The sequence below is a fragment of the Arenibacter algicola genome (assembly GCF_000733925.1).
Classification (GTDB): Bacteria; Bacteroidota; Bacteroidia; order Flavobacteriales; family Flavobacteriaceae; genus Arenibacter; species Arenibacter algicola.
The window spans coordinates 1,282,490-1,304,535 of sequence record NZ_JPOO01000003.1; the positions used below are offsets into that span (position 1 = coordinate 1,282,490).

Here is a 22,046-nt window from a genome sequence, read left to right on the forward strand (position 1 = left end):
TTGTTATAAACAGGGTGCAAATTTAAATTAATTTTATGGGACGGACAAAATTCTTTGTCAGAATTTTAAAATTTCTTTTTGAAGCATTTCAAAAGCCTTATTTACAGACTTTTGCACAATTCTTTCGCGCTGACTTCCCATACGATATTTTTCTACCACCGTAGCTTTAGGGGAAACGATGGCTATAAACACGGTCCCCACCTCTGCATCCGAGTCACCTTTTGTAGGACCTGCGTTACCTGTGGTGGCTATGGCAAAATCCGTCTTTAATATTTTTCGCAAATTGGTGGCCATTTCAACGGCAACCTCCGCACTAACTACAGAAAACTCATCAATTATCGTCTTCGACACTTTAAGCACCTCTATTTTGGTTTCGGTAGCATAACTCACTATACTCCCCTTAAAATAAGCCGATGCACCCGGTATACTAGTTATCTGTTCGGCTATCTTACCACCTGTACAACTCTCGGCCGTACCCAAGGTCATTCCCTTTTTGGTCAATAATTGGGCAATTACAGATTCTACAGGCTCATCCCCTGCCTCACCAAGGACAAGGTCGCCCAAGAGATTTCTAATTTTTTCAGCTTCTATATCGACCAAGGCATTTAACTGCTCACTGTCGTTTCCTTTTGCCGAAAGCCTTAGCCTAACGGAGCCAAGACTAGGCAGATAGGCCAATTTCACCATACCGGGAAGGTTGTCCTCTACAGAGGATATCCTATCCGCCAGTGAACTTTCGCCTATACCATAGGTAATGATGGTCTTATGTACAATATATGGACGCTTAAACTCTTGTATAATTCTTGGAAGTACCTTGGTATTTATTAGATTCTTCATCTCGAAAGGCACACCAGGTAATGAAACAAATACCTTTCCTTCTCTTTTTATCCACATCCCAGGTGCAGTACCATATTCATTATGGAGCACATCTGCTTTGGACGGTACCAAAGCCTGATTTTTATTGACCTCTAACAAAGGTATTCCAAGATGTTTTTTAAAGATAGCCTCTACATGGGCCAAGACTTCCTTGTTTTCCACCAAAGTATCATTGAAATACTCGCATAGCGTATGTTTGGTGATATCATCTTTGGTTGGTCCCAGTCCACCCGTCATTATAATAACGTCCGCCCTGGCCTCCGCTTCCTGCAGAGCTTCCAGAATATGCAGCCTTTCATCCTGTACCGAAGATATCTGGTACACGGAAACCCCAATCTTATTTAGTTCTTGGGCAATGAAGGCAGAATTTGTATCTATAATTTGACCAATGAGAATCTCATCGCCAATAGTTATGATTTCGGCAAACATTAAATCTTAAAATCATTTTTCAATTCTGAAACCACTTGATCGACGTCCTTTTTAAGTAATGGCACCAATCGCTCGATTTCTTCCGTGTTTTCTTCCTTTTTTCCCAAAGTTTCTATCTGAAGTGCTATTGCGCGGGTTTGCTCCATGCCCAGCAAGTCTACATTAGGTTTAATTTTATGCGCCAATTTATATACACTATCATAATTTTTAACCCCTAAGGCTTTCTCAAGTTCATCCAAATCCTGGGGAACTTCTTCCAAAAAAACGGCAACGACAGATTTAATGAATTCATCATCACCATCTGCCATTTCATTTATCTTGTCCAGACTGTAAATCATCTATTTTATATTTAATGAGAACATTTGTTCATTCTCCAAAGTACCCGAAAGATAATCATTTGCACTTATTCTACCAACACCGGCTGGGGTACCTGTAAAAATAATGTCTCCTTTTTTCAACGTAAAAAAACGGGATACATAGGAAATTATTTCATCTATCTTCCAAAGCATTAAACTCGTATTCCCTTGCTGAACAACCTCATTGTTCTTTTTAAGTTGAAAGTTTAAATCATTTACATCATTAAAACGGGATTTTGGCAACCATTTGCCTATTACCGCGGACCCATCAAAACCCTTGGCCTTTTCCCAAGGCAGTCCTTTTTCCTTCAATTGGGATTGAAGATCCCTGGCCGTAAAGTCGATTCCCAAACCAATTTCATCATAATAGGTATGGGAAAACTGGGGATCTATATGCTTACCTACTTTTTTTATTTTCACCAACACTTCCACTTCATAGTGTAGGTCCTTGGAAAACTCAGGTATATAGAAATCCTGTTCTTTTGGCAAAACTGCGGAGTCCGGCTTAATAAACAAAACCGGATCTGTAGGCCTCTCGTTATTCAATTCCTTTATGTGATCCACATAGTTGCGACCAATACAAATAATCTTCATTTTATATAGAAATGTTTAGCAAGTAGCTTTGGAATTTAAATCTAGCAAGTATCTTAAATAAAATAACTCTTTCAACAAGAAATAATCACATTCTTCAAGAGCCCTTAGCCCAGTTTATTGTTCAACTTGCTCAATTTTATTTGGGTCAAAACCTTTTTTGTATACAACGGAAAATCGGCGTTCAATATCCAGCCAAAATAACCAGGTTCATTTTCCAAAACTGCATGTACTTTTTTGCCCTTATGCTTTCCAAAGGAGAAAATCTCCTCCCCTTCTTCATCCAAAACAATAAAACCAGCAAAATCAACCGATTGCTTTCTGGTTGTGAATTCCGAAAGCTTCTTAATATTGTTTTCCAATTCGGGATAACGGTCCAATTGTGATAATAGCACTTCATAGGTAGCCAAGGTATCCGCCTCTGCACTATGGGCATCAATGAGATTTTTATCGCAATAAAATTTATAGGCCGCCTCCAAAGTTCTTTTCTCCATTTTATGAAAAATGGTCTGCACGTCCACAGAAACGGTATTTTTCATATCAAAATCTATTTCGGCCCTAAGCATCTCTTCCGCCAAAAGTGGAATATCAAATCTATCCGAATTGTAGCCTCCCAAATCACTATCCTTGATCATTTTGTAAATTTCCTTGGAAAGCTGTTTAAATGTAGGTTCGTTGGCCACTTTCTCATTAGAAATGCCATGAATAGCGACAACTTGTGCAGGGATTTCCATTTCTGGATTAACCAACCATGTCCTGCTCTCCTTATTTCCATTTGGAAACACTTTTAAAATAGCTATTTCCACTATTCTATCTTTGGCAACATTAGTTCCTGTGGTCTCCAAATCGAAAAAACAAATTGGCCTTGTAAGCTTTAATTGCATGTTGTAGGTTCTTTATGCAAATATAGTTTTTACAGAGGTATTGACTAAAAATAGACCCATAAATTGCAAAAAATCCTTAAAGTCGCTAGGAAATCCACAAATACTGCCCGAATTAAAAATGCAGACTCCAGACCATCCCAACAAACCCTGAATCAAAACAGGAAAGATTTACTAAACCTCCCTATTCACATCCCAAGCCTCCAGGTAATCGGCAACGGCCTTTACAAACATTCCGCCCAAGGCCCCGTTCACTACCCTATGATCATAACTATGGGACAAGTACATCTTACTCCTGATAGCAATAAAGTCGCCTTCCTTGGTTTCTACTACGGCCGGCATTTTACGTATCGCCCCCAAGGCCAAGATGCCCACTTGGGGCTGATTGATAATTGGCGTGCCAAAAACGCTGCCAAAGGTACCAACATTGGTTACGGTATAGGTGCCGTCCTTTACCTCATCTGGTTTTAACGCATTGTTCCTGGCCCTTTTGGCTAAATCGTTTACTGCCTTTGCCATGCCCACCAGGTTTAACTGATCGGCATTTTTAATCACCGGAACAATCAAATTTCCATCGGCCAAGGCCGCAGCCATTCCAATATTAATATTTTTTTTCTTTATGATGGTATCTCCGTCCAGGGATATATTGACCATAGGATACTTTTTCAATGCTTTGGCCACAGCCTCCATAAAGATGGGGGTAAAAGTAAGCTTCTCGCCTTCCCTTTTCTCAAAGGTATCCTTGACTTTATTTCTCCAATTGACTACGTTGGTCACATCTACCTCTACAAAACTTTGCACATGGGCAGAGGTATTGACACTTGCGGTCATATGCTGAACTATCAATTTGCCCATACGGGTCAAAGGGATATGCTCGTCCCCATTGCTGGGCTGCTCCTTCTCCACAGTCGGTTTAACCTCCTCCCGCTTAGCTTCCTCTTTATTACTAGGAACTGGTTTGGCTACCTGCTCTACTTTTTCGACCACAGGCATTACATCCTCCTCCTTTTTTTCCTCAAAAGGTTGTCCTCCACCTGATTTTACCGAGGCAACATAATCCAAAATATCATTTTTGGTCACCCTGCCTTCACTTCCAGTACCACTTATGGTATCCAACTCTGCCAAGGTAATTCCTTCCTGCTTCGCTATATTTTTCACCAATGGGGAATAAAACCTATCAGCTCCACTATAGTCTATTACGGGAGCGGCAGTACTTTCCTTGGCACTCAAAACCGCGATCTCCAATTCCTCGGACGCTTTGTTGGGAGCATCATCTTTTACAGTGGCAACATGGCTGTCATGATCATGATCGGACTCATAACTACTTCCGTTTATTTCTATAATTGCGACGGTCTGGCCCACCTTTACAACATCATCTATATTGAATAATTTCTCAATCAAAATGCCATCTACCTCGCTGGGAACTTCGGAATCTACCTTATCCGTGGCAATTTCAAAAACAGCTTCATCCATTTCTATGGTATCGCCAACTTCCTTCAGCCATGAGGTAAGTGTAGCCTCCGCAACACTTTCTCCCATTTGTGGTAATTTTAGCTCAAACTTTGACATATCCTTATTTAATACACTTATAATGATTAATAATTTGCAAAAATAACAAATAAAAGAGCATTTTTTTGACTTTTATTCATGATTTTTACTGATGACAATTACACTTTTAACGAATTTTCAAACGGAATTCTATTGAGAATACTCCTACCCAAAGTCACCTCATCCGCATATTCCAGTTCATCCCCTACTGCGATACCCCTGGCAATGGTCGATGTTTTTACGCCCAACCCCTCTAATTGCCTGTATATGTAAAAATTGGTGGTATCTCCCTCCATAGTGGAACTTAAGGCGAATATCAATTCTTTTATCTTCCCTTGCTTTACTTTGTCCACCAAAGAGTAAATGGTTAAATCTTGGGGCCCAACACCTTCCATAGGAGAAATTTTCCCGCCCAGGACATGGTACAACCCTAAAAACTGACCTGTATTTTCAATGGCCATCACATCCCTAATATCCTCCACCACACACACAAGACTTTCATCCCTCCGCGGGTTTGAACAAATTTCACAAACCTCTACATCGGAAATATTATGGCAATTTTTACAGAATTTGATATTATCCTTTAAATTCAACAACGAATTGGCCAGTCTGGTAGTTTGCTCCTTGGGCTGTTTTAAGAGATGCAGCACCAATCTGAGCGCCGTACGTTTACCAATACCCGGTAATTGGGACATCTCATAGACCGCATTTTCCAATAATTTAGATGAAAATTCCATATCCACAAAATTACAATTTTATACCATTATATTAAGGTATTCCCCCAAAAGTAAATTCCAAGCGCTTAGCAAACCATATTGTAAAGGTTCAACAATAAAACAATATACAGGATTACATTTATGAATTTTCCCTGCCAATTAGACGTTGGCAAATTCCATTCCCTACCAATTAATAATGTAATACTATTCCCTTCCCATTGACCGCTTACCATTTACCGAAGCAAATAACCTTTTATCGAGATACCCGCTTTGTCCATAACAATTAATTTTCAATCCTAAAATCCACATATAAAAACGCCTTACTTTTAAAGATGTGATGCACTTATTTAAAAAGTATTAAAGAAAAAAACATATTATTTATTGATTTACAGTAGGTTAAATATCCACAGCAAAACACATTTTTAATGTTATGCCCTCTCGCAAATATTATCCAAAGCATTGGATCCATTATATTCAAAGTGACTTTTAAGAAAATTAAGATAAAGTTATGAGTGGTATATTTTGATAATAAAATATTTAACCCTTATTTTGTCCTAGGCATAGTTCCCCCAGTCCTATCGCCGCAATGCAATTAGAATTTATTGGCTTATTATCCAAAAGGAACGACACCCTACTATTTGTTGTTAACGCTCTACTATTTTGTAGTTAAAGTGTGTTAATACTTGTAAGCAGGTAATAGATTATTCGTACTTTAAGGTGAACATAAAATTTTGGTCATTGATAACGCTATATATTTATAGTTAATGGTTAGTGTTTAGTATAGTCTATCAATGAAAGAAACCCGGAACATTTGTTCCGGGTTTTGTTTTTATTACACTATAAATCTTTTTTCCTTACCATCTTATTATGGCGCTGCCCCAAGTAAATCCGCTTCCAAAGGCGGCGAGCACTACCAAATCTCCAGACTTAATTTTTCCCTGCTCCCAGGCTTCGGTCAAAGCAATGGGTATAGAGGCTGCCGTGGTATTCCCATATTTCATAATATTATTGAACACCTGATCATCCCCTAAACCAAACTTATTTTGAATATACTGGGATATCCGTAGATTAGCTTGATGGGGCACCAACATGTTTATATCCTTAGCTTCCAATTTATTAGCTTTTAAGCCTTCTATTATTACTTCACTGAAACGGACCACGGCGTTCTTAAAAACAAAGGGGCCGTTCATATATGGCAAATAAGACTCATCGTTGGGATCATTATCCTCCAAAATGTCATTCACCCAGCGTTTTCCCATTCCTGGTGCTATAAGTGACAATTCCTCTGCGTGTTGTCCTTCGGAATGCAGGTGGGTGGAAAGAATACCTTTTTTGCTATCTTCCTCCCTGCTGACTATTGCAGCTCCGGCACCATCACCAAAAATAACTGAAACTCCCCTACCCCTGGTAGTCATATCAAGTCCGTGGGAATGTAGTTCCGATCCGATTACCAAAACATTTTTATACATCCCTGTTTTTATAAATTGATCTGCAACAGACAAGGCATATATAAAGCCCGAACATTGGTTACGTACATCCAAGGCACCTACCGTCTTTATATCCAAATCCCTTTGTACCAAGACCCCTGGACCAGGAAAATAATAATCGGGACTCAAGGTGGCAAAAACGATAAAGTCTATATCATCTTTATCTAATCCAGAGCGCTCTATAGCAATTTTTGCAGCCTTCACCCCCATAGTAGTAGTGGTATCCCCATCACCTTTTATCACATGCCTTCTTTCCTGAATACCTGTCCGCTCCTGAATCCAAGCATCATTGGTGTCCATCATTTTCGACAAATCATCGTTGGTAACCACATTTTTAGGTACATAGTAACCTAGACCAGTAATTTTTGAATTGAACATCTGTAAGAAAATTAAGTTTTTGGGAAGCCTCTGCCCCCTTCTTTTTCTATTATAAAATCTAAAATATGAGAAATAAATTTAGTTACATCCAATTTAAATAAAAATATATACGCATATGATGATATTGGTCATACGGCCATTGGAGGAATTTCAATACACACAATGACATTAGGAGCATTTTAAACCCCTAAAAAATGTCAGTTTGTCACATCCTCCAAAAATGGTATTTTTTTTGACAGTGTTAAGTCGTTAAACTAAAAAAAACTAGAAGTATGGCCACAGGCAAGATCAATGTTTCCGTAGAGAACATATTTCCGCTCATAAAAAAATTCTTATACAGCGACCATGAAATATTTTTACGGGAGCTTATTTCAAACGCAACAGATGCGACTTTAAAACTAAAGCACCTTACTACTATTGGGGAAGCCAAGGTAGAATATGGAAATCCACTTATTGAGGTAAAGATAGATAAGGAAGGAAAGAAAATACATATCATTGACCAAGGTGTAGGAATGACCGAGGAGGAAGTACAGAAATACATCAATGAAATTGCATTTTCAGGGGCCGAAGAATTCTTGGACAAATACAAGGATTCTGCCAAAGACTCAGGTATTATTGGACATTTTGGACTAGGGTTCTATTCCGCCTTCATGGTTGCTGCTAAAGTAGAAATTATCACCAAGAGCTATAAAGATGAGCCGGCAGCACATTGGACCTGTGATGGATCGCCTAATTTCACCCTAAAAAAAGCGAAGAAAACTACCCGCGGTACAGAAATAATTCTCCACATCGCGGAGGATTCCACAGAATTTTTGGAAGAGGGTAAAATTGGCACCTTGCTTAGAAAGTACAACAAGTTTATGCCTATCCCTATTAAGTTTGGGACTACAACGGAGACACTTCCAAAACCGGAAGGCGCCAAAGAGGAAGATCCTGCCCCTACAAAGGAGGTAGACAACATAATTAACAATCCCAATCCTGCTTGGACCAAACAGCCAACAGAATTAAAGGATGAAGATTATAAAGGATTCTATAGGGAACTCTACCCTATGCAATTTGAGGAGCCTTTGTTCCACATACACTTAAACGTAGATTATCCTTTTAATCTGACCGGGATTTTGTATTTCCCAAAATTGACCAATGATTTAAACACCCAAAAGGATAGGATTCAATTATACCAAAACCAGGTTTTTGTCACTGACAATGTGGAAGGAATCGTACCTGAGTTTTTGACCATGCTGAGAGGGGTTATAGATTCTCCGGATATTCCATTGAACGTGAGTAGATCTTATTTACAGGCCGATGGAGCGGTCAAGAAAATTTCGACCTATATCACCCGTAAAGTGGCCGATAAATTAAGCTCCTTGTTTAAAAATAGCAGGGAAGACTTTGAAGCAAAATGGAACGATATCAAAATCGTCATTGAATACGGAATGCTTTCTGAAGACAAGTTCTTTGAAAAAGCGGACAAATTTGCTCTATATCCAACTGTAGACGGCGCCTATTATACTTTTGAAGAATTACAGGAAAAATTAAAGCCGAATCAAACGGACAAGGACGATAAATTAGTAATACTTTATGCCTCTAACAAGGAAGAACAGCACAGTTATATAGAGGCTGCCAAGGCCAAAGGCTTTGAGGTATTATTGTTGGATTCGCCTATAGTATCGCACTTAATGCAAAAACTGGAAACCTCCAAGGAGAAAATTTCCTTTGCACGAGTGGATGCAGATCATTTGGACAATCTCATCAAAAAAGAAGACACCCAAATATCCAAGTTGTCCGATGAAGAAAAAGAGTCCCTAAAAAAAGATATCGAAACTACTATCAATAATAAAAGCTATACCATTCAATTGGAAGCCATGGATAGCAACTCCTCTCCGTTCATCATTACAGAGCCAGAGTTTATGCGACGTATGAAAGAAATGCAGCAAACAGGCGGTGGTGGAATGTTCGGCATGGGAAATATGCCGGAAATGTATAATTTGGTAGTGAACACCAACCATGAATTGGTTTCTGAAATTTTAAATACCAAAACTGCCAAAAAGAAGGAGCGACTTATTAACCAATCCTTGGATCTGGCACGTTTGTCCAAAGGACTATTGAAAGGTGAAGAACTCACCAAGTTCATTAAGAGAAGTTATGAAATGGTGAAGTAATCATTTTTAACATTAATTGTAAGAAGCTGAATTGCCTAGTGTAATTCAGCTTTTTTTATTTATATCTTTACCAAATGGACTACCCCTGGCACCTTTACCTTTTAGGATCAATTTATGTCATTGCCGGTATTATGCATTTTATTGTTCCAAAAATATATTTGAGAATAATGCCTAGGTATTTGCCAAATCATAAACTCCTGGTTTACCTCAGTGGCCTGGCGGAAATTGTTTTAGGTCTGGGACTGTGCTTGCCTGCTACTAAAAACATTGCTGTCATTGGCATCATTTTAATGCTTGCCGTATTCCTATTGGTCCACTTTTATATGCTAAAGGGCGAAAAAGAGTCGGCAGGAATCCCAAAATGGATCCTAATTCTAAGAATCCCACTTCAATTTGCCCTTATGTACTGGGCTTATTTATATTTGGAGCTGTAAATTTACTATATATCAGAGTAGCCATTCCATGAATGCGATGCCTTATGCATGGCCCTAGTACGATAATATATTGTAATTTAACCAATTGGCTTGCCAAGGATTTAGATAAAATTTTGATATCAATACATTCAAACATCATTATTATATTTGGGGTATTTCTATCTTTATACTATGAAAATCATCTCCACAAATATCGGAAAAGCCACCACCTTTCTTTGGAATGGAAGGGAGGAGCAAACAGGGATATTTAAATATCCTACGGACGAACCTCTTTTTCTAGGCAAAATTGATGTTCATAAGGACACGGTTATAGACAGGGAGCATCATGCAGGAATCAATAAAGCCTGTTATCTATTTGCTTCAGATCACTACCCGTATTGGAAAGGAATATATCCTGAATTAAATTGGGATTGGGGAATGTTCGGAGAAAATCTTACCGTTGAAGGTTTGGATGAATCTATTATGAGAATAGGCGATATCTATAAAATTGGCAACGCTGTGGTTCAGGTCTCACAACCCAGGGAACCCTGTTACAAACTTGGTGTTCGCTTTGGCAATGCCAAAATATTAAAGGAATTCATAGATTATGGGTATTCCGGGACCTACGTTCGTATTTTGGAGGAAGGCGAGGTAAAAAATGGAGATGAACTTATACTGCAGGAAAAATCCGAAAACACCCTAACCGTAAAGGAATGCTTTCAAATAATTCTTGCAAAGCAAAAAGACCCTGTGCTGCTTCAAAAAGCGATAAACAACCCTTCGCTACCCGAATACAAAAGAGATCGACTTAAAAAATACGTTGAGCAGGAAATAAAATAGGGGCCGATCGGCCCCTATTTTTTACTTTTAATAATATTTACTTTTTAAGACATTAATTCACCGAAATAGTTTCGTAGTAAGTATTGGCACCTTCGCTTACAGATACTGTATACTCATCTTTTACAGCATTGGTAAAGTTGAAAACCTTTCCTACAACCAATTCTTTATCAAATTTTTGAGTAAAGACAACCCTGTTGGAACTGTCTACCACATTAATAACTACAGGGCTTAGCTTTTGGTTCAAGTAATTTAAATAAATTACATTACCATTTTTTCTGAAGAATGGTTTTGTTATCTCGTCACGAGCTATAACATTTACCTCGGAATCCTCAACACTAATAGTAAACTCCACAGTCCTGATAAGGCTTTCCATCTTTAAATAGTAAAGACCTTCTTCCAATTTTGACAAGTCGAACTTTTTAGTGTAATCCTCGTCTTCCTTAATATTCTCCATGAATATTTGATGCTTCTCCGTATCGGTCAAAGTCAAAATAGAAGATTCAGTTTGCTTATTTAATTTAAGAACCAATCTTTTTGCTTCTTTAACTGTTGTCAAATACATTCCTGGGTCGTTGGCCATTGCTATAGTACTACTAAGTAATAAGGCTGCCATTGCTGTTAATTTTAAAACTGCTTTCATAACATTTAGGATTTAATATTAATAAATCATTTATATGACAAATGTAGAGCAGGAATTCCCTTCCCACTACTCCAGAATTCTCCAGTTTCTATTCTATTTTACCATCATGCAATATTAAATAAATGTTAAGGGGTTAATTTTAGACACATTTAGGTTAAATTTGCACAGAATTGTCCAAAATAGCTATAGTATCTTTACTATACCTAATGAAATTATCATATGATACCTAAACCTGCATTTGAGGTAATAGAACCCGATTTCGGTCATTCTTATACCTATCAACAATTTGATGAACACAACCCTAATAAAGTAGGGGTTTGGCATTATCACCCTGAAATTGAACTGGTTTATGTTAATGGGGGTTCCGGAAAGCGACAAATCGGAAGCCACGTTTCCTATTATACCGATGGCGATCTGATTTTGATCGGATCTAATCTTCCACACTGCGGATTCACGGATGTGCTTACAGGCAATAAAAGTGAAAGCGTGGTGCAAATGAAACAGGATTTTTTGGGCAACGACTTTTTCAACATTCCGGAGATGAGAAAAATACAAAGCCTTTTCCAAATTGCAAGTGGTGGTGTGGCCTTCACAGGCAGTACCAAGAAAAAAATTGGTGAAAAAATCGAAATCATGGAATATCAGACAGATTTTCAACGTCTGCTTTCCATTCTAAACATCCTAAATGAACTGGGCAACTCCAAGGAATATCAAGTACTGAACGCCCAAGGCTTTTCACTTCAAACAGAAGTAAAAGATAATGACAGGATAAATATTGTCTTCAATTATGTAAAGACAAACTTTAAGGAGGAAATAACCTTGGAAGAGATTTCTGATTTGGTGAGTATGACAGTACCGTCGTTCTGCAGATACTTTAAAAAAATAACAAATAAGACTTTTGTTCAGTTTGTTAATGAATGTAGATTGGTACATGCCTCAAAATTATTGGCAGAAAAGCCCATTAGTATAACAGAGGTATGTTTTGAAAGTGGGTTCAACAATTTCTCACATTTCAACAAGTCCTTTAAAGCTTTTACAGGTCAGAATCCGTCCGAGTATAGAAACGAGCTGAAAAGTGTACTTCAGTCGTGAAACCTTTATTTACCAATAAATTAGAACTTCAACTTCCTGATAGTGATATTGTATATTATCCCGCCTTTTTAAGTACAGCTGAAGCGAATCATTATTTTAAGGCACTTAAGGAAACAACCCCTTGGCAGCAGGATGAGATTACAGTATTTGGCAAAACATACCCGCAGCCTAGGTTGACCGCCCTATTTGGGGACAACAGCAGACCCTATTCCTATTCCAATATTACAATGCAACCCCATACGTTTACAGCTGAATTACTGGAATTAAGGAATAAGCTACAAATGGAAATAGATGTACGCTTTACAAGTTGTTTGTTAAATCTCTATAGAAATGGCAGAGATAGCAATGGTTGGCATGCAGATGACGAGAAGACTTTGGGTAAAAATCCCATAATTGCATCGATAAGCCTTGGACAGGAACGATACTTTCACCTAAAGCATAAATTAAAAAAGGATTTAAAGCAAAAATTATTATTGGTACACGGAAGTTTACTACTTATGAAAGGTGAAACCCAGCATTGTTGGTACCACCAAGTTCCAAAAACCGCCAAAACTGTACAGGAAAGAATCAATATTACCTTTAGGGTCATTAAATAAAAAAATCGGTTGCGAAAACCGATTTTTTTATGCCTTTGTTATTTCCGTTGGATACTGCCCCTAACCTACCAGGCATTTACGTTAGTCTCCTCACACCCAACTTCAATAATAATAACTCAATTTCTTTGCCAAATAATATAAATATTGGTCAAAAGCTATGTTTTTTTCGATAATAGGCCCAAGAAAATCAACAACACTATAAACTACTGATCATAAGCAGACTATAGCTATAGATAATACCTAACTCCGAGGTTTACCAATTAGGATAACAGCTCTGTTACTTTATTATAGTATTTACACGAATTACTTAAGAAAATAACTCGTTCAATACCTTGGCCAAACGCAGCCCCCCCTTTTGTAGTTGTTTCTCTAAGGTAGCCCAGTACTTATAACCATAGGCATAACCCAATTTTTCACCTATTTCTACAGAATCATAAAGGTCGTTGGCTATTTCCTGGGATTCCTCCACCCAGTCATATATATTACCCTGTTGTATAAATTTAATTTGCCCCTTGGTCAGCTCCGGTAAATTATTTGCCAATTCCGAATAACTCATACCGTAGTCATCTATCATATTGGAGTCCCACAACCTATGGAGATTGGTACCTCTTCCAAACCATTGCAATTGGATATCATTGCCCCCTTTATCCTCCAACCTGCCCACATGCATAGGTTGGTGAAGGTCCCCTATTAAATGAACCAACATTTTTAAGTAAAATACCCTATCCTCTTCCTTGGTATTCCTATCCTTAATTATTTCTATACATTTTTCAATTCCAATGATTATATCCCCCTCTTCACTAGGTGTAACCTCAGTGTATTTTTTATCGGCCGGATAATTTACATAATGCCAAGGGCCAAACTTGGAAAAGCTTCGATCGGCCTTTATTTCATCTGCATAATTTGAAACCAAAGCCAGACTTTGCCCATTTAAAAGTTTCTTTAAGGCGTTTTTTGTCTTTCGGGACAAATGCTTCTGCGCAACCTCCCCAATAGTACGGTGTCCGGTCTTGGACCATTCCATGTCCATACCGTAACCAAGTTGAACCAATAGAAAACAAAGTGCAATTAATATTTTCATCTGAATTTTACTGTTTTATTAGTATACCTTTCAAGTCAGTTATTTATCTTCTGAGTTAAAATGTAAAGAGATAGCCCTTACCATTTAAACAACTAAATATTATATTTATCCGCTTGAAAAAGGCCTCCAAAAATAAGACATTGCAATTTAAGGTATTGTTAAGATGAGTCCTTATTTGATTTATTAATTTGATCTTGCAGCACCTAATTATAAAAATTGATGTTCAATAAAATAAAAAATCCATATTTAAGATTTGGCATAATCACCTGTACGGCAACAGGGGGTATTATATTATTATTGATATTAAGTATATATATGGGAGCCTGGGGAAAACTTCCCGGCAAGCAGGAACTTTCGGATTTCAATTACCAAAGAGCTTCCGAAGTCTATTCGGCAGACAGTGTTCTTATAGGTAAATATTTTCTGTTTGACAGGCAGCCCATAACATATGAGTCGGTACCCAAAAATTTAATAGAGGCTTTGATAGCCATTGAAGATGAACGTTTTTATGATCATTCAGGAATAGATTACAAGAGTCTAGTCCGGGTGGCTTTTAAAACCATACTGATGCAGGATCAATCGGCTGGGGGTGGCAGCACCATTAGCCAACAACTTGCCAAGAATTTATATCCCAGGGAAAAATCTGGAAAATTAAATCTGGCCATATCGAAATTTAAGGAAATGATAATCGCGTCCCGGCTGGAATCCATGTACTCCAAGGAGGAGATTCTGATGCTTTATTTGAATACCGTTTCATTTGGCGATAACACTTTCGGAATAGAAAGTGCTTCCTTAAAGTTCTTCAATAAATCGGCTAAGGAACTTGAGCTGCAAGAAAGTGCCACACTTGTAGGCATGTTAAAGGCTACCTATAGTTATAATCCCCGTGTTTTTCCAAAAAACAGTACAACCAGGCGTAATTTGGTATTGCAGTCCATGTATTCCAATAATTTTATATCACAAAAGGCGGCAGATAGCCTTAAACTTCTTCCATTACAACTTGATTATAGGGATTACGATTACAATGAGGGCTTAGCTCCCTATTTTAGGGAAGAGGTAAGAAAACAAATGCTTAGTTGGGCCAAAGCGCAAAGGGAGAAGGGACTGGATTACAATATTTATACTTCCGGACTTAAAATTTATACTACATTGGATTCCAAAATGCAGCTATTGGCTGAAGAAGCAATGGGGCAGCATATGAAAGCACTTCAAAACAGCTTTGAAAAAGGCTATGGCAAGCGAGCGCCTTGGATAAGGGACCAAAAGCTTATTAATAAAATTATACAAAGTTCAGAGCCTTACAAAAAATGGAAGAATGCAGGGCTCAACGAGAAAGCAATAATGGACTCGATGAACCTCAAAAAAGAAATGCATTTGATAGATTGGAATACGGATGAAATTCGCTCTGCCAGCACCATAGATAGTTTATTGCACTATCTTAAATTCTTAAATACCGGTTCCCTATCCATGGATCCCAAAACCGGGGCCGTTAAAACATGGTTGGGCGGAATTAATTTCAAACACTTTAAATACGATCATATTTCGCAGAGCAAACGTCAGGTAGGCTCTGCTTTTAAGCCTATTGTCTATACTGCTGCCCTTGAAAATGGCATATCTCCCTGCACCTACTTTTCGGCCCAGGAGGTAGCCTATGAGAATATGGAAGGTTGGTCTCCCAGCAATTCCGGAAAGAAAGATGAGGCCTACCTAAATTACTCCATGGAAGAGGCCTTGAGCAACTCAGTAAATACCGTAGCGGTTAAGGTATTGGAAAAAACAGGTATTCCCACTGTAATAGAACAAGCGCGGAAAATGGGTATTGAAACCCAATTGCCCTCGCTGCCATCATTGGCATTGGGCACAGCCGAGATCAAGATAAATGAACTAGCTGGTGCCTATGCCAGTTTTTTGAACAATGGCAGATCTGTCTCCCCATTTTTGATACAAAGAATTACCAACGAAAAGGACTCCATAATTGAGACCTTTAAACCAGTTGTAGCCGATAAAAGAGCCTTTTCGGAAGAAACGGGCCAAATCATGTTAGAGATGATGAAGGCAACAGTGAATAGCGGTACTGCCGCCCGAATTCGTTCTACATATGGCATTAAGAACGACATTGCCGGAAAAACCGGAACCACACAAAACAACAAGGATGCCTGGTTTGTAGCTTTGACCCCTAAGCTACTTAATATAACCTGGGTAGGATTGGACAACCATGAAATTGGCTTTAGCAGCACCAGCTTGGGCCAAGGGGCCAATGCGGCATTGCCAATTTTTGCACTATGGATGCAGAAATTGAACGCTGATAATTCTTTCAACTACTTGACTAAGGCCAAATTTCCCACCCCAAATTCGGCGGTGATGAACCAACTGGATTGCGACCCCGTAAAAAGGGATGGTTTTTTTAAAAGGCTTTTCAAGAACCCGAAAAAGAAGAAAACAAAGGATTTTAATACCGGCAACAAAAAGGCTTAACGGAATTACGCAAATCAATCGCGAGATTTTTAAGGATATCAATGTTTGTTATACTATTTCCAAAAATCCATGGCGTTTTTTATGGCTAAATTTTATCTTTGAACACCAAAAGTTTATTAAACTACAAATTCCCAATATCCCATTATGGATTTCAAAATTTTATGTTCCGATTTGGACGGCACTTTATTGACCTTTAAGGATAATGTCTCCGATTTTACAATTTCGGAAATTAAAAGAATAAAGGATCATTTAAGGATTATACTGGTATCGGCCAGAATGCCGCAGTCCATGACCTATATTCAAAAAAACCTGGGCATAGAAAACGAACCCATTATATGTTACAATGGGGCTTTGATACTACACGGTTCAAAAGAATTGTTCTCCACCTACATCCATATAGACGAAATAGCCTCCATATATGACATGGCCAACAAGGTCGGAATTCAGCTGGGCCTATATTCCAAAAGTGAATGGTATGTAGAAATGGACTCGGAGCGGGTACAAAAAGAAATAAAATATACCAAAACCCTTCCCACGTTTAGGGACACCCAAGCAACCATTGAGGACTGGAGGGATAGAAAAATGGGAGCCCACAAAATTATGCTGATGGGAAACAAAGAGAATACCGACGGGCTCTTCCCGATACTTCAGAAGAATTTCAGCCAGACCCTGAACCTGTATCGTTCCAACGACACCTTGATCGAAATTGCCCCAAAATCAGTTTCCAAATTAACCGCTATTAAACTGCTGCTGGAAGCGCATGAAAGTTTAAACGACGTTATTGCCTTTGGTGACAATTACAATGATATTGAAATGCTTCAAAATGTGGGTCGTGGAATAGCAGTGGCAAATGCCCGTGAAGAAGTAAAAAATATTGCCAGCGCCCTAGCACTTAAAAACTCCGAGGACGGGGTGGCCCATTATATAAAACAGCATATTTTAATTTGATTATATTTGGCGCAAATGTATAGCCCAATTGAACCGATTTTTATATGAACGAACCAATTATTACCAATGATACCGTTGTATTTGGACTACTCACCCTTTGTTTGGGATTTATATTTTACACCTCTTCCATAAAAACAGGTTTTTGGAGTAAATTCTACAATATAGTACCCGCCGTTCTAATGTGCTATGTACTGCCCTCCATATTGGCCAGTAGTGGTTTAATATCGGACGAGACCTCCAGTCTTTATTTTATGGCCAGTAGATATTTACTGCCGGCGGCCTTAATTTTAATGACCTTAAGTATTGATCTTAAAGCCATAGCCAATTTGGGATCTAAGGCGTTGATCATGTTCCTGACCGGTTCGTTTGGGATAATAATTGGCGGGCCATTGGCTATTTTAATAATTTCCATATTCTCTCCCGAAACCGTTGGTGGGAACGATTTTGATGCCATTTGGAGAGGTTTGGCCACTATTGCAGGTAGTTGGATAGGTGGGGGAGCCAACCAAGCTGCAATGCTCGAAATTTATCAGTACAATCCGGACAAATATGGGGGAATGGTTTTGGTTGATATAGTGGTTGCCAACGTTTGGATGGCTATTATTCTTTTGGGCGTGGGAAAAACCAAAAAAATAGACCGTTGGCTTAAGGCTGATACCTCAGCTATTGAAGAACTAAGAATAAAGGTTTCAAAATTCACGGAGAAAATAACCAGGGTCCCCACTTTAAAGGATTATATGATGATGCTGTTCTTTGCCTTTACAGGGGTTGGTATTTCACACTTCTTTGGGGATTTTATCAGTTCATTTTTGACCAGTACTTATGAAAGTGTAAGCGATAATAAAAGTTTTTTATCATTTTTAGGTTCCAGTTTCTTTTGGATGGTTGTTCTAGCGACCCTAGTGGGAATAGTGCTCTCCTTTACCAAAGCAAAGAATTACGAGGGTGCCGGAGCAAGTAAATTAGGTAGCGTATTTATCTATATCTTGGTGGCTACTATTGGAATGAAGATGGATTTAGGCAAGGTTTTTGAAAATCCGGGCCTAATTGCCATAGGTTTTGTATGGATCACGATTCACGCTGTATTGTTGATTGTTGTTGCCAAATTGATCAAGGCCCCCTATTTCTTTCTTGCAGTGGGTAGTCAGGCCAACGTAGGAGGCGCGGCCTCTGCCCCGGTAGTAGCTGCGGAATTTCACCCGTCATTGACCTCAGTGGGTGTTTTACTGGCAGTTTTTGGCTATGTGGTAGGCACCGGCGGTGCCATACTTTGTACAATTCTAATGGAAATTGCATCAAAAGTTTAAAATTCCATAAACTTTAATGATATTTGCGCTTCAAAAAAAGTAATATGAAGAAAATTATAATGGTCGCGTTACTGACAATAATTATCACCTCTTGCGGGGACAGTAGCACTGAAAATACGATGACCGTTACCGGAAATGTAAAGGGGTTGAAAAAGGGGACCCTATATCTGCAACACATTGCGGACACTACCTTGGTCACAGTTGATTCGCTTGTAGTGGATGGGGATGGTAATTTTTCCTTTACCACAGAATTGGAAAGCCCTGAGTTGTTCTACCTATACTTGGATAAAAAGGACAACAATAGCATAAATGACAGAATCACCTTCTTTGCAGAACCCGGAAATATTACCATTAACACTAATTGGAATACCTTTGACCTGAATGCAAAAATTGAGGGATCCAAAAGTAATGACAAACTAAAGGAATATCTGGAAGTAATGTCCAAGTTCAATACTAAGGATTTGGAATACGCAAGATTGAGTATGGATCCCAAAACCCTAGGTGATTCCTCAGCTTTTGATTCCCTTCAAAATTTGTCCGACAAAAATGTCAAGAGAGGATACCTGTATGCCATTAATTTTGCGTTGAACAATGCAGATTCCTATGTAGCGCCCTACATTGCTGTAAAGGAAGTTGCAGATGCCAACCTTAAATATTTGGATTCCATAAACAATACGCTCTCTGTTGATGTAGCCAATTCCAAATATGGCAAGGAATTGAAAGAACATATTGAAAACCTCAAGAAAGAAACTCAACAATAAAAAAAAGAGGGCGTCTAAAAAGTATTTCAACCCCTCCATAATTTGCGTATTTGAGAATAGTTCTCCGATACCTACCCGAATAAAAAAGAGGCTGTCTTGACTTTTTAGACAGCCTCTTTTTAAATACCTAATTAGGGAAATACTACCCTAATTTATTAAGTTGTTCAATTAAAGAACCTGCTTTGGTTTCCAATTCCGCTTTAACGGATTTTAAATGGGCCGGTCTGTTCTCCACTGACTTCTGGTTTACTTTCGCGATCAACTCGTCAAAGACTTCTATTGCATTATCTATTATTGCATTACCTTCTTTTGAATTTTGCTTATTTCCCGAAGCTTCCACTAAATACACCGCTTCAATAATATCCCCTAAAACGTAATTAATGTCTTTCTTTAAATCTTTTATACTTGCCATTGGTAAAATTTTTTTGCAAAAGTAATCATTTTCAGATAGTAACCTCCAAAAGTTTTGCACTCGTTGTTATTATATTTATTTTTTTGGACTGTGCCGGCACTAAAGTGGTCTCCCCTTTCTTTATGGATACGGAGCCAAATTCGTTTGAAATTGTCGCCTTGCCCCCTACGCACATGTAGATGGTAAAGGAATCCCTTTTTTCAACATCCAATTCCAAATCCTTGGTCAGCTCTAATATATTGGTATTAAAATATGGACAGGATACCATATTATTCACACTATCCTTTTTATCCGAATATTTTACCTTAAAATCATCTTTCTTAGTGTAATCTATGGCGTCCAGGGCCAATTCGGTGTGTAGTTCCCTTAGATTGCCATTCTTGTCCCTCCTATTAAAATCGAAGACACGATAGGTAATATCCGAAGTCTGCTGAATCTCTGCCAGCAAAACTCCAGCACCGATTGCATGCATCTTACCAGTGTTTATAAAAAAAGTATCCCCTTCCTTTACACTTTCGTAGTTCAAAAGGTCCAATAGTGTATCCTCCTCAATGCTCTTGGCATATTCATCCTTGGTTACATCTTTGTTAAAACCAACTATTAACTCCGCACCTTTATCCGCGTCCATAATATACCACATCTCCGTTTTTCCGAAAGAATTGTGGCGTTTTTTGGCCAATTCATCATTGGGATGCAGTTGGATGGACAAATCCTGTTTGGCATCTATAAACTTTATAAGAATAGGAAATTCCTTACCAAATCGGGCATAAACGCTTTTTCCCAATAATTCCTCAGGGTAGTTGTTGATCAAATCCTGCAAGGAATTACCAGAAAATTCACCGTTCGCTACTATGGACACATCTCCTTCCACTGTAGAAAGCTCCCAACTTTCACCTGTAATGTCATTTTCTATGGGTTTTCCCAAAACATCTTTTAACTTGGTACCGCCCCAAAGTCGCTCTTTAAGAATAGGGTTGAATTTTAAAGGATATAATTTCATGCTGTTTGGTATTAGGTATTTGTATTCTATTTGTTAATTTGATTAATCTGTTTGGAAGGAAGTTTCGTAATTTTTTCCAGTTGAGTTTGATAATTATAGTTCTATGCTATCCGGAAAAGGTTACATAATTTCTTGGCGTTTCGTATAATACAACCTCCAACTCGTTTGAAGCCTTAATAAAGGGCCTAAGCTGGTTCCAAATATAAACCACTATATTTTCTGCAGTGGGATTCACGGCCTTAAACCATTCCACCTCCACATTGAGGTTTTTATGGTCCAGTTGCTTTTCAATTTTTTCCCTTATAAGATCCTTTAGGACTTTCATATCTATGACAAAGCCAGTTTCCTCATCTATTTCTCCGGTAACACTTACTATCAGCTCATAATTATGGCCATGAAAATTTGGGTTATTGCATAACCCAAAAACATTATCATTTTTTTCAAAACTCCAGTCTGGTCTATACAACCTGTGAGCAGCATTAAAATGAGCTTTTCTACTTACCTTAACTTTCATATAGCTGTATTGTATTGTGAAATATGATTGTAAAACCTATCGAAAATAATTTTGAACCAAGCTGTATATTTCTCAGGGTAGGTAAGCATATCCTGCCTAATTTCTACAGGTTTCATCCATTTCCATGACGCCACCTCATCTGGGTTTATATTTGGTTCCCCATTGTAGTGCCCTATCATTACATGATCAAATTCATGTTCCGTAAGACCGTTATCAAAGGGAGCCTTATAAATAAAGGAAAACAACTCCTTCAGTTCGGTCTCAAATCCCATTTCTTCTTTCAATCTTCTTTTCCCTGCCTGAATATTGGATTCCCCCTCCCTCTGATGACTACAACAGGTATTTGTCCACAAAAGGGGGGAATGATACTTATGACCTGCTCTTTGCTGAATCATTGTTTCTCCCTTATCATTCATTATAAAAACAGAAAATGCCCTATGAAGCAAAGCCTTTTCATGGGCTTCCATTTTGGGCATCAGACCAATTTGAACATCAGATTCATTAACAAGAATAACGTTTTCCTCTTCCATTTTGTAAAAATAAAAC

Annotated in this window: 22 protein-coding genes; 9 read left to right on the forward strand and 13 right to left on the reverse strand. The window is 38.3% G+C overall.

Annotated elements, in window-relative coordinates; translation table 11 throughout:
- Positions 1 to 57 precede the first annotated feature (57 nt).
- The 7 genes from U735_RS0116000 to U735_RS0116035 all read right to left on the reverse strand — a co-directional run bounded on the left by U735_RS0116000 (position 58) and on the right by U735_RS0116035 (position 7,262).
- Positions 58 to 1,305, reverse strand: a complete 1,248-nt coding sequence (locus tag U735_RS0116000) for a competence/damage-inducible protein A (protein ID WP_031444793.1) — start codon at positions 1,303 to 1,305, stop codon at positions 58 to 60.
- Positions 1,305 to 1,643: an Hpt domain-containing protein gene (locus U735_RS0116005; protein ID WP_031444794.1), complete on the reverse strand. Its 339-nt coding sequence runs from the start codon at positions 1,641 to 1,643 to the stop codon at positions 1,305 to 1,307. Before U735_RS0116005 ends, U735_RS0116000 begins: the two co-directional genes overlap by 1 nt.
- Positions 1,644 to 2,255, reverse strand: a complete 612-nt coding sequence (locus U735_RS0116010; protein WP_031444795.1) for a fumarylacetoacetate hydrolase family protein — start codon at positions 2,253 to 2,255, stop codon at positions 1,644 to 1,646.
- Between the two features lie 104 nt (positions 2,256 to 2,359).
- Positions 2,360 to 3,136 (reverse strand): 3'-5' exonuclease, encoded by a 777-nt coding sequence (locus U735_RS0116015; protein WP_031444796.1) that lies wholly within the window; start codon positions 3,134 to 3,136, stop codon positions 2,360 to 2,362.
- A gap of 171 nt (positions 3,137 to 3,307) precedes the next feature.
- Positions 3,308 to 4,702 (reverse strand): dihydrolipoamide acetyltransferase family protein, encoded by a 1,395-nt coding sequence (locus U735_RS0116020; RefSeq protein WP_031444797.1) that lies wholly within the window; start codon positions 4,700 to 4,702, stop codon positions 3,308 to 3,310.
- A gap of 98 nt (positions 4,703 to 4,800) precedes the next feature.
- Complete coding sequence (gene recR / locus U735_RS0116025; RefSeq protein WP_031444798.1) at positions 4,801 to 5,418, reverse strand: recombination mediator RecR; 618 nt, start codon at positions 5,416 to 5,418, stop codon at positions 4,801 to 4,803.
- Between the two features lie 833 nt (positions 5,419 to 6,251).
- Positions 6,252 to 7,262, reverse strand: a complete 1,011-nt coding sequence (locus U735_RS0116035) for a 3-oxoacyl-ACP synthase III family protein (protein ID WP_031444799.1) — start codon at positions 7,260 to 7,262, stop codon at positions 6,252 to 6,254.
- 272 nt (positions 7,263 to 7,534) lie between these two features.
- On the opposite strand from U735_RS0116035, the gene htpG reads away from it, so the two are divergent.
- The 3 genes from htpG to U735_RS0116050 all read left to right on the forward strand — a co-directional run bounded on the left by htpG (position 7,535) and on the right by U735_RS0116050 (position 10,674).
- Complete coding sequence (gene htpG / locus U735_RS0116040) at positions 7,535 to 9,421, forward strand: molecular chaperone HtpG (RefSeq protein WP_031444800.1); 1,887 nt, start codon at positions 7,535 to 7,537, stop codon at positions 9,419 to 9,421.
- Positions 9,422 to 9,495: 74 nt separating this feature from the next.
- Positions 9,496 to 9,855: a DoxX family protein gene (locus U735_RS0116045; protein WP_031444801.1), complete on the forward strand. Its 360-nt coding sequence runs from the start codon at positions 9,496 to 9,498 to the stop codon at positions 9,853 to 9,855.
- A gap of 171 nt (positions 9,856 to 10,026) precedes the next feature.
- Positions 10,027 to 10,674 carry an MOSC domain-containing protein gene (locus U735_RS0116050; protein WP_031444802.1) on the forward strand — a complete coding sequence of 216 codons (648 nt, stop codon included), beginning with the start codon at positions 10,027 to 10,029 and terminating at the stop codon, positions 10,672 to 10,674.
- 52 nt (positions 10,675 to 10,726) lie between these two features.
- Here U735_RS0116050 and U735_RS0116055 read toward each other — a convergent pair whose 3' ends face one another.
- Positions 10,727 to 11,314, reverse strand: a complete 588-nt coding sequence (locus tag U735_RS0116055) for a hypothetical protein (protein ID WP_031444803.1) — start codon at positions 11,312 to 11,314, stop codon at positions 10,727 to 10,729.
- A 219-nt stretch (positions 11,315 to 11,533) separates the two neighbouring features.
- Here U735_RS0116055 and U735_RS0116060 point away from each other — a divergent pair, with 219 nt between their 5' ends.
- Together U735_RS0116060 and U735_RS0116065 are read left to right on the forward strand one after the other, a co-directional pair.
- Complete coding sequence (locus tag U735_RS0116060) at positions 11,534 to 12,406, forward strand: AraC family transcriptional regulator (RefSeq protein WP_031444804.1); 873 nt, start codon at positions 11,534 to 11,536, stop codon at positions 12,404 to 12,406.
- Positions 12,403 to 13,002: an alpha-ketoglutarate-dependent dioxygenase AlkB family protein gene (locus U735_RS0116065; RefSeq protein WP_031444805.1), complete on the forward strand. Its 600-nt coding sequence runs from the start codon at positions 12,403 to 12,405 to the stop codon at positions 13,000 to 13,002. Before U735_RS0116060 ends, U735_RS0116065 begins: the two co-directional genes overlap by 4 nt.
- Before the next feature lie 307 nt (positions 13,003 to 13,309).
- On the opposite strand, the gene U735_RS0116075 is transcribed toward U735_RS0116065, so the two are convergent.
- Positions 13,310 to 14,083, reverse strand: a complete 774-nt coding sequence (locus U735_RS0116075) for a S1/P1 nuclease (protein ID WP_031444806.1) — start codon at positions 14,081 to 14,083, stop codon at positions 13,310 to 13,312.
- A gap of 219 nt (positions 14,084 to 14,302) precedes the next feature.
- Between U735_RS0116075 and U735_RS0116080 the strand changes: the two genes are divergently transcribed.
- The 4 genes from U735_RS0116080 (at position 14,303) to U735_RS0116095 (ending at position 19,574) form a co-directional block, all read left to right on the forward strand.
- Entirely contained in the window at positions 14,303 to 16,558 is a 2,256-nt protein-coding gene (locus tag U735_RS0116080; protein ID WP_051892186.1) for a penicillin-binding protein 1A, read from the forward strand.
- Between the two features lie 144 nt (positions 16,559 to 16,702).
- Complete coding sequence (locus U735_RS0116085; RefSeq protein WP_031444808.1) at positions 16,703 to 17,506, forward strand: Cof-type HAD-IIB family hydrolase; 804 nt, start codon at positions 16,703 to 16,705, stop codon at positions 17,504 to 17,506.
- 44 nt (positions 17,507 to 17,550) lie between these two features.
- Positions 17,551 to 18,813 (forward strand): DUF819 family protein, encoded by a 1,263-nt coding sequence (locus tag U735_RS0116090; protein ID WP_031444809.1) that lies wholly within the window; start codon positions 17,551 to 17,553, stop codon positions 18,811 to 18,813.
- 44 nt (positions 18,814 to 18,857) lie between these two features.
- The gene (locus tag U735_RS0116095; protein WP_031444810.1) at positions 18,858 to 19,574 is read left to right on the forward strand and encodes a DUF4369 domain-containing protein; all 717 of its coding nucleotides are present in this window, start codon (positions 18,858 to 18,860) and stop codon (positions 19,572 to 19,574) included.
- 142 nt (positions 19,575 to 19,716) lie between these two features.
- Here U735_RS0116095 and U735_RS0116100 read toward each other — a convergent pair whose 3' ends face one another.
- The 4 genes from U735_RS0116100 to idi all read right to left on the reverse strand — a co-directional run bounded on the left by U735_RS0116100 (position 19,717) and on the right by idi (position 22,030).
- Complete coding sequence (locus U735_RS0116100; protein WP_031444811.1) at positions 19,717 to 19,986, reverse strand: hypothetical protein; 270 nt, start codon at positions 19,984 to 19,986, stop codon at positions 19,717 to 19,719.
- A 31-nt stretch (positions 19,987 to 20,017) separates the two neighbouring features.
- Positions 20,018 to 20,986, reverse strand: coding sequence for a type I phosphomannose isomerase catalytic subunit (locus tag U735_RS0116105; protein ID WP_031444812.1), 969 nt, complete (start codon positions 20,984 to 20,986; stop codon positions 20,018 to 20,020).
- A gap of 106 nt (positions 20,987 to 21,092) precedes the next feature.
- Complete coding sequence (locus tag U735_RS0116110; protein WP_031444813.1) at positions 21,093 to 21,500, reverse strand: 6-pyruvoyl trahydropterin synthase family protein; 408 nt, start codon at positions 21,498 to 21,500, stop codon at positions 21,093 to 21,095.
- Entirely contained in the window at positions 21,497 to 22,030 is a 534-nt protein-coding gene (gene idi / locus U735_RS0116115; RefSeq protein WP_031444814.1) for an isopentenyl-diphosphate Delta-isomerase, read from the reverse strand. Before idi ends, U735_RS0116110 begins: the two co-directional genes overlap by 4 nt.
- Positions 22,031 to 22,046 lie beyond the last annotated feature (16 nt).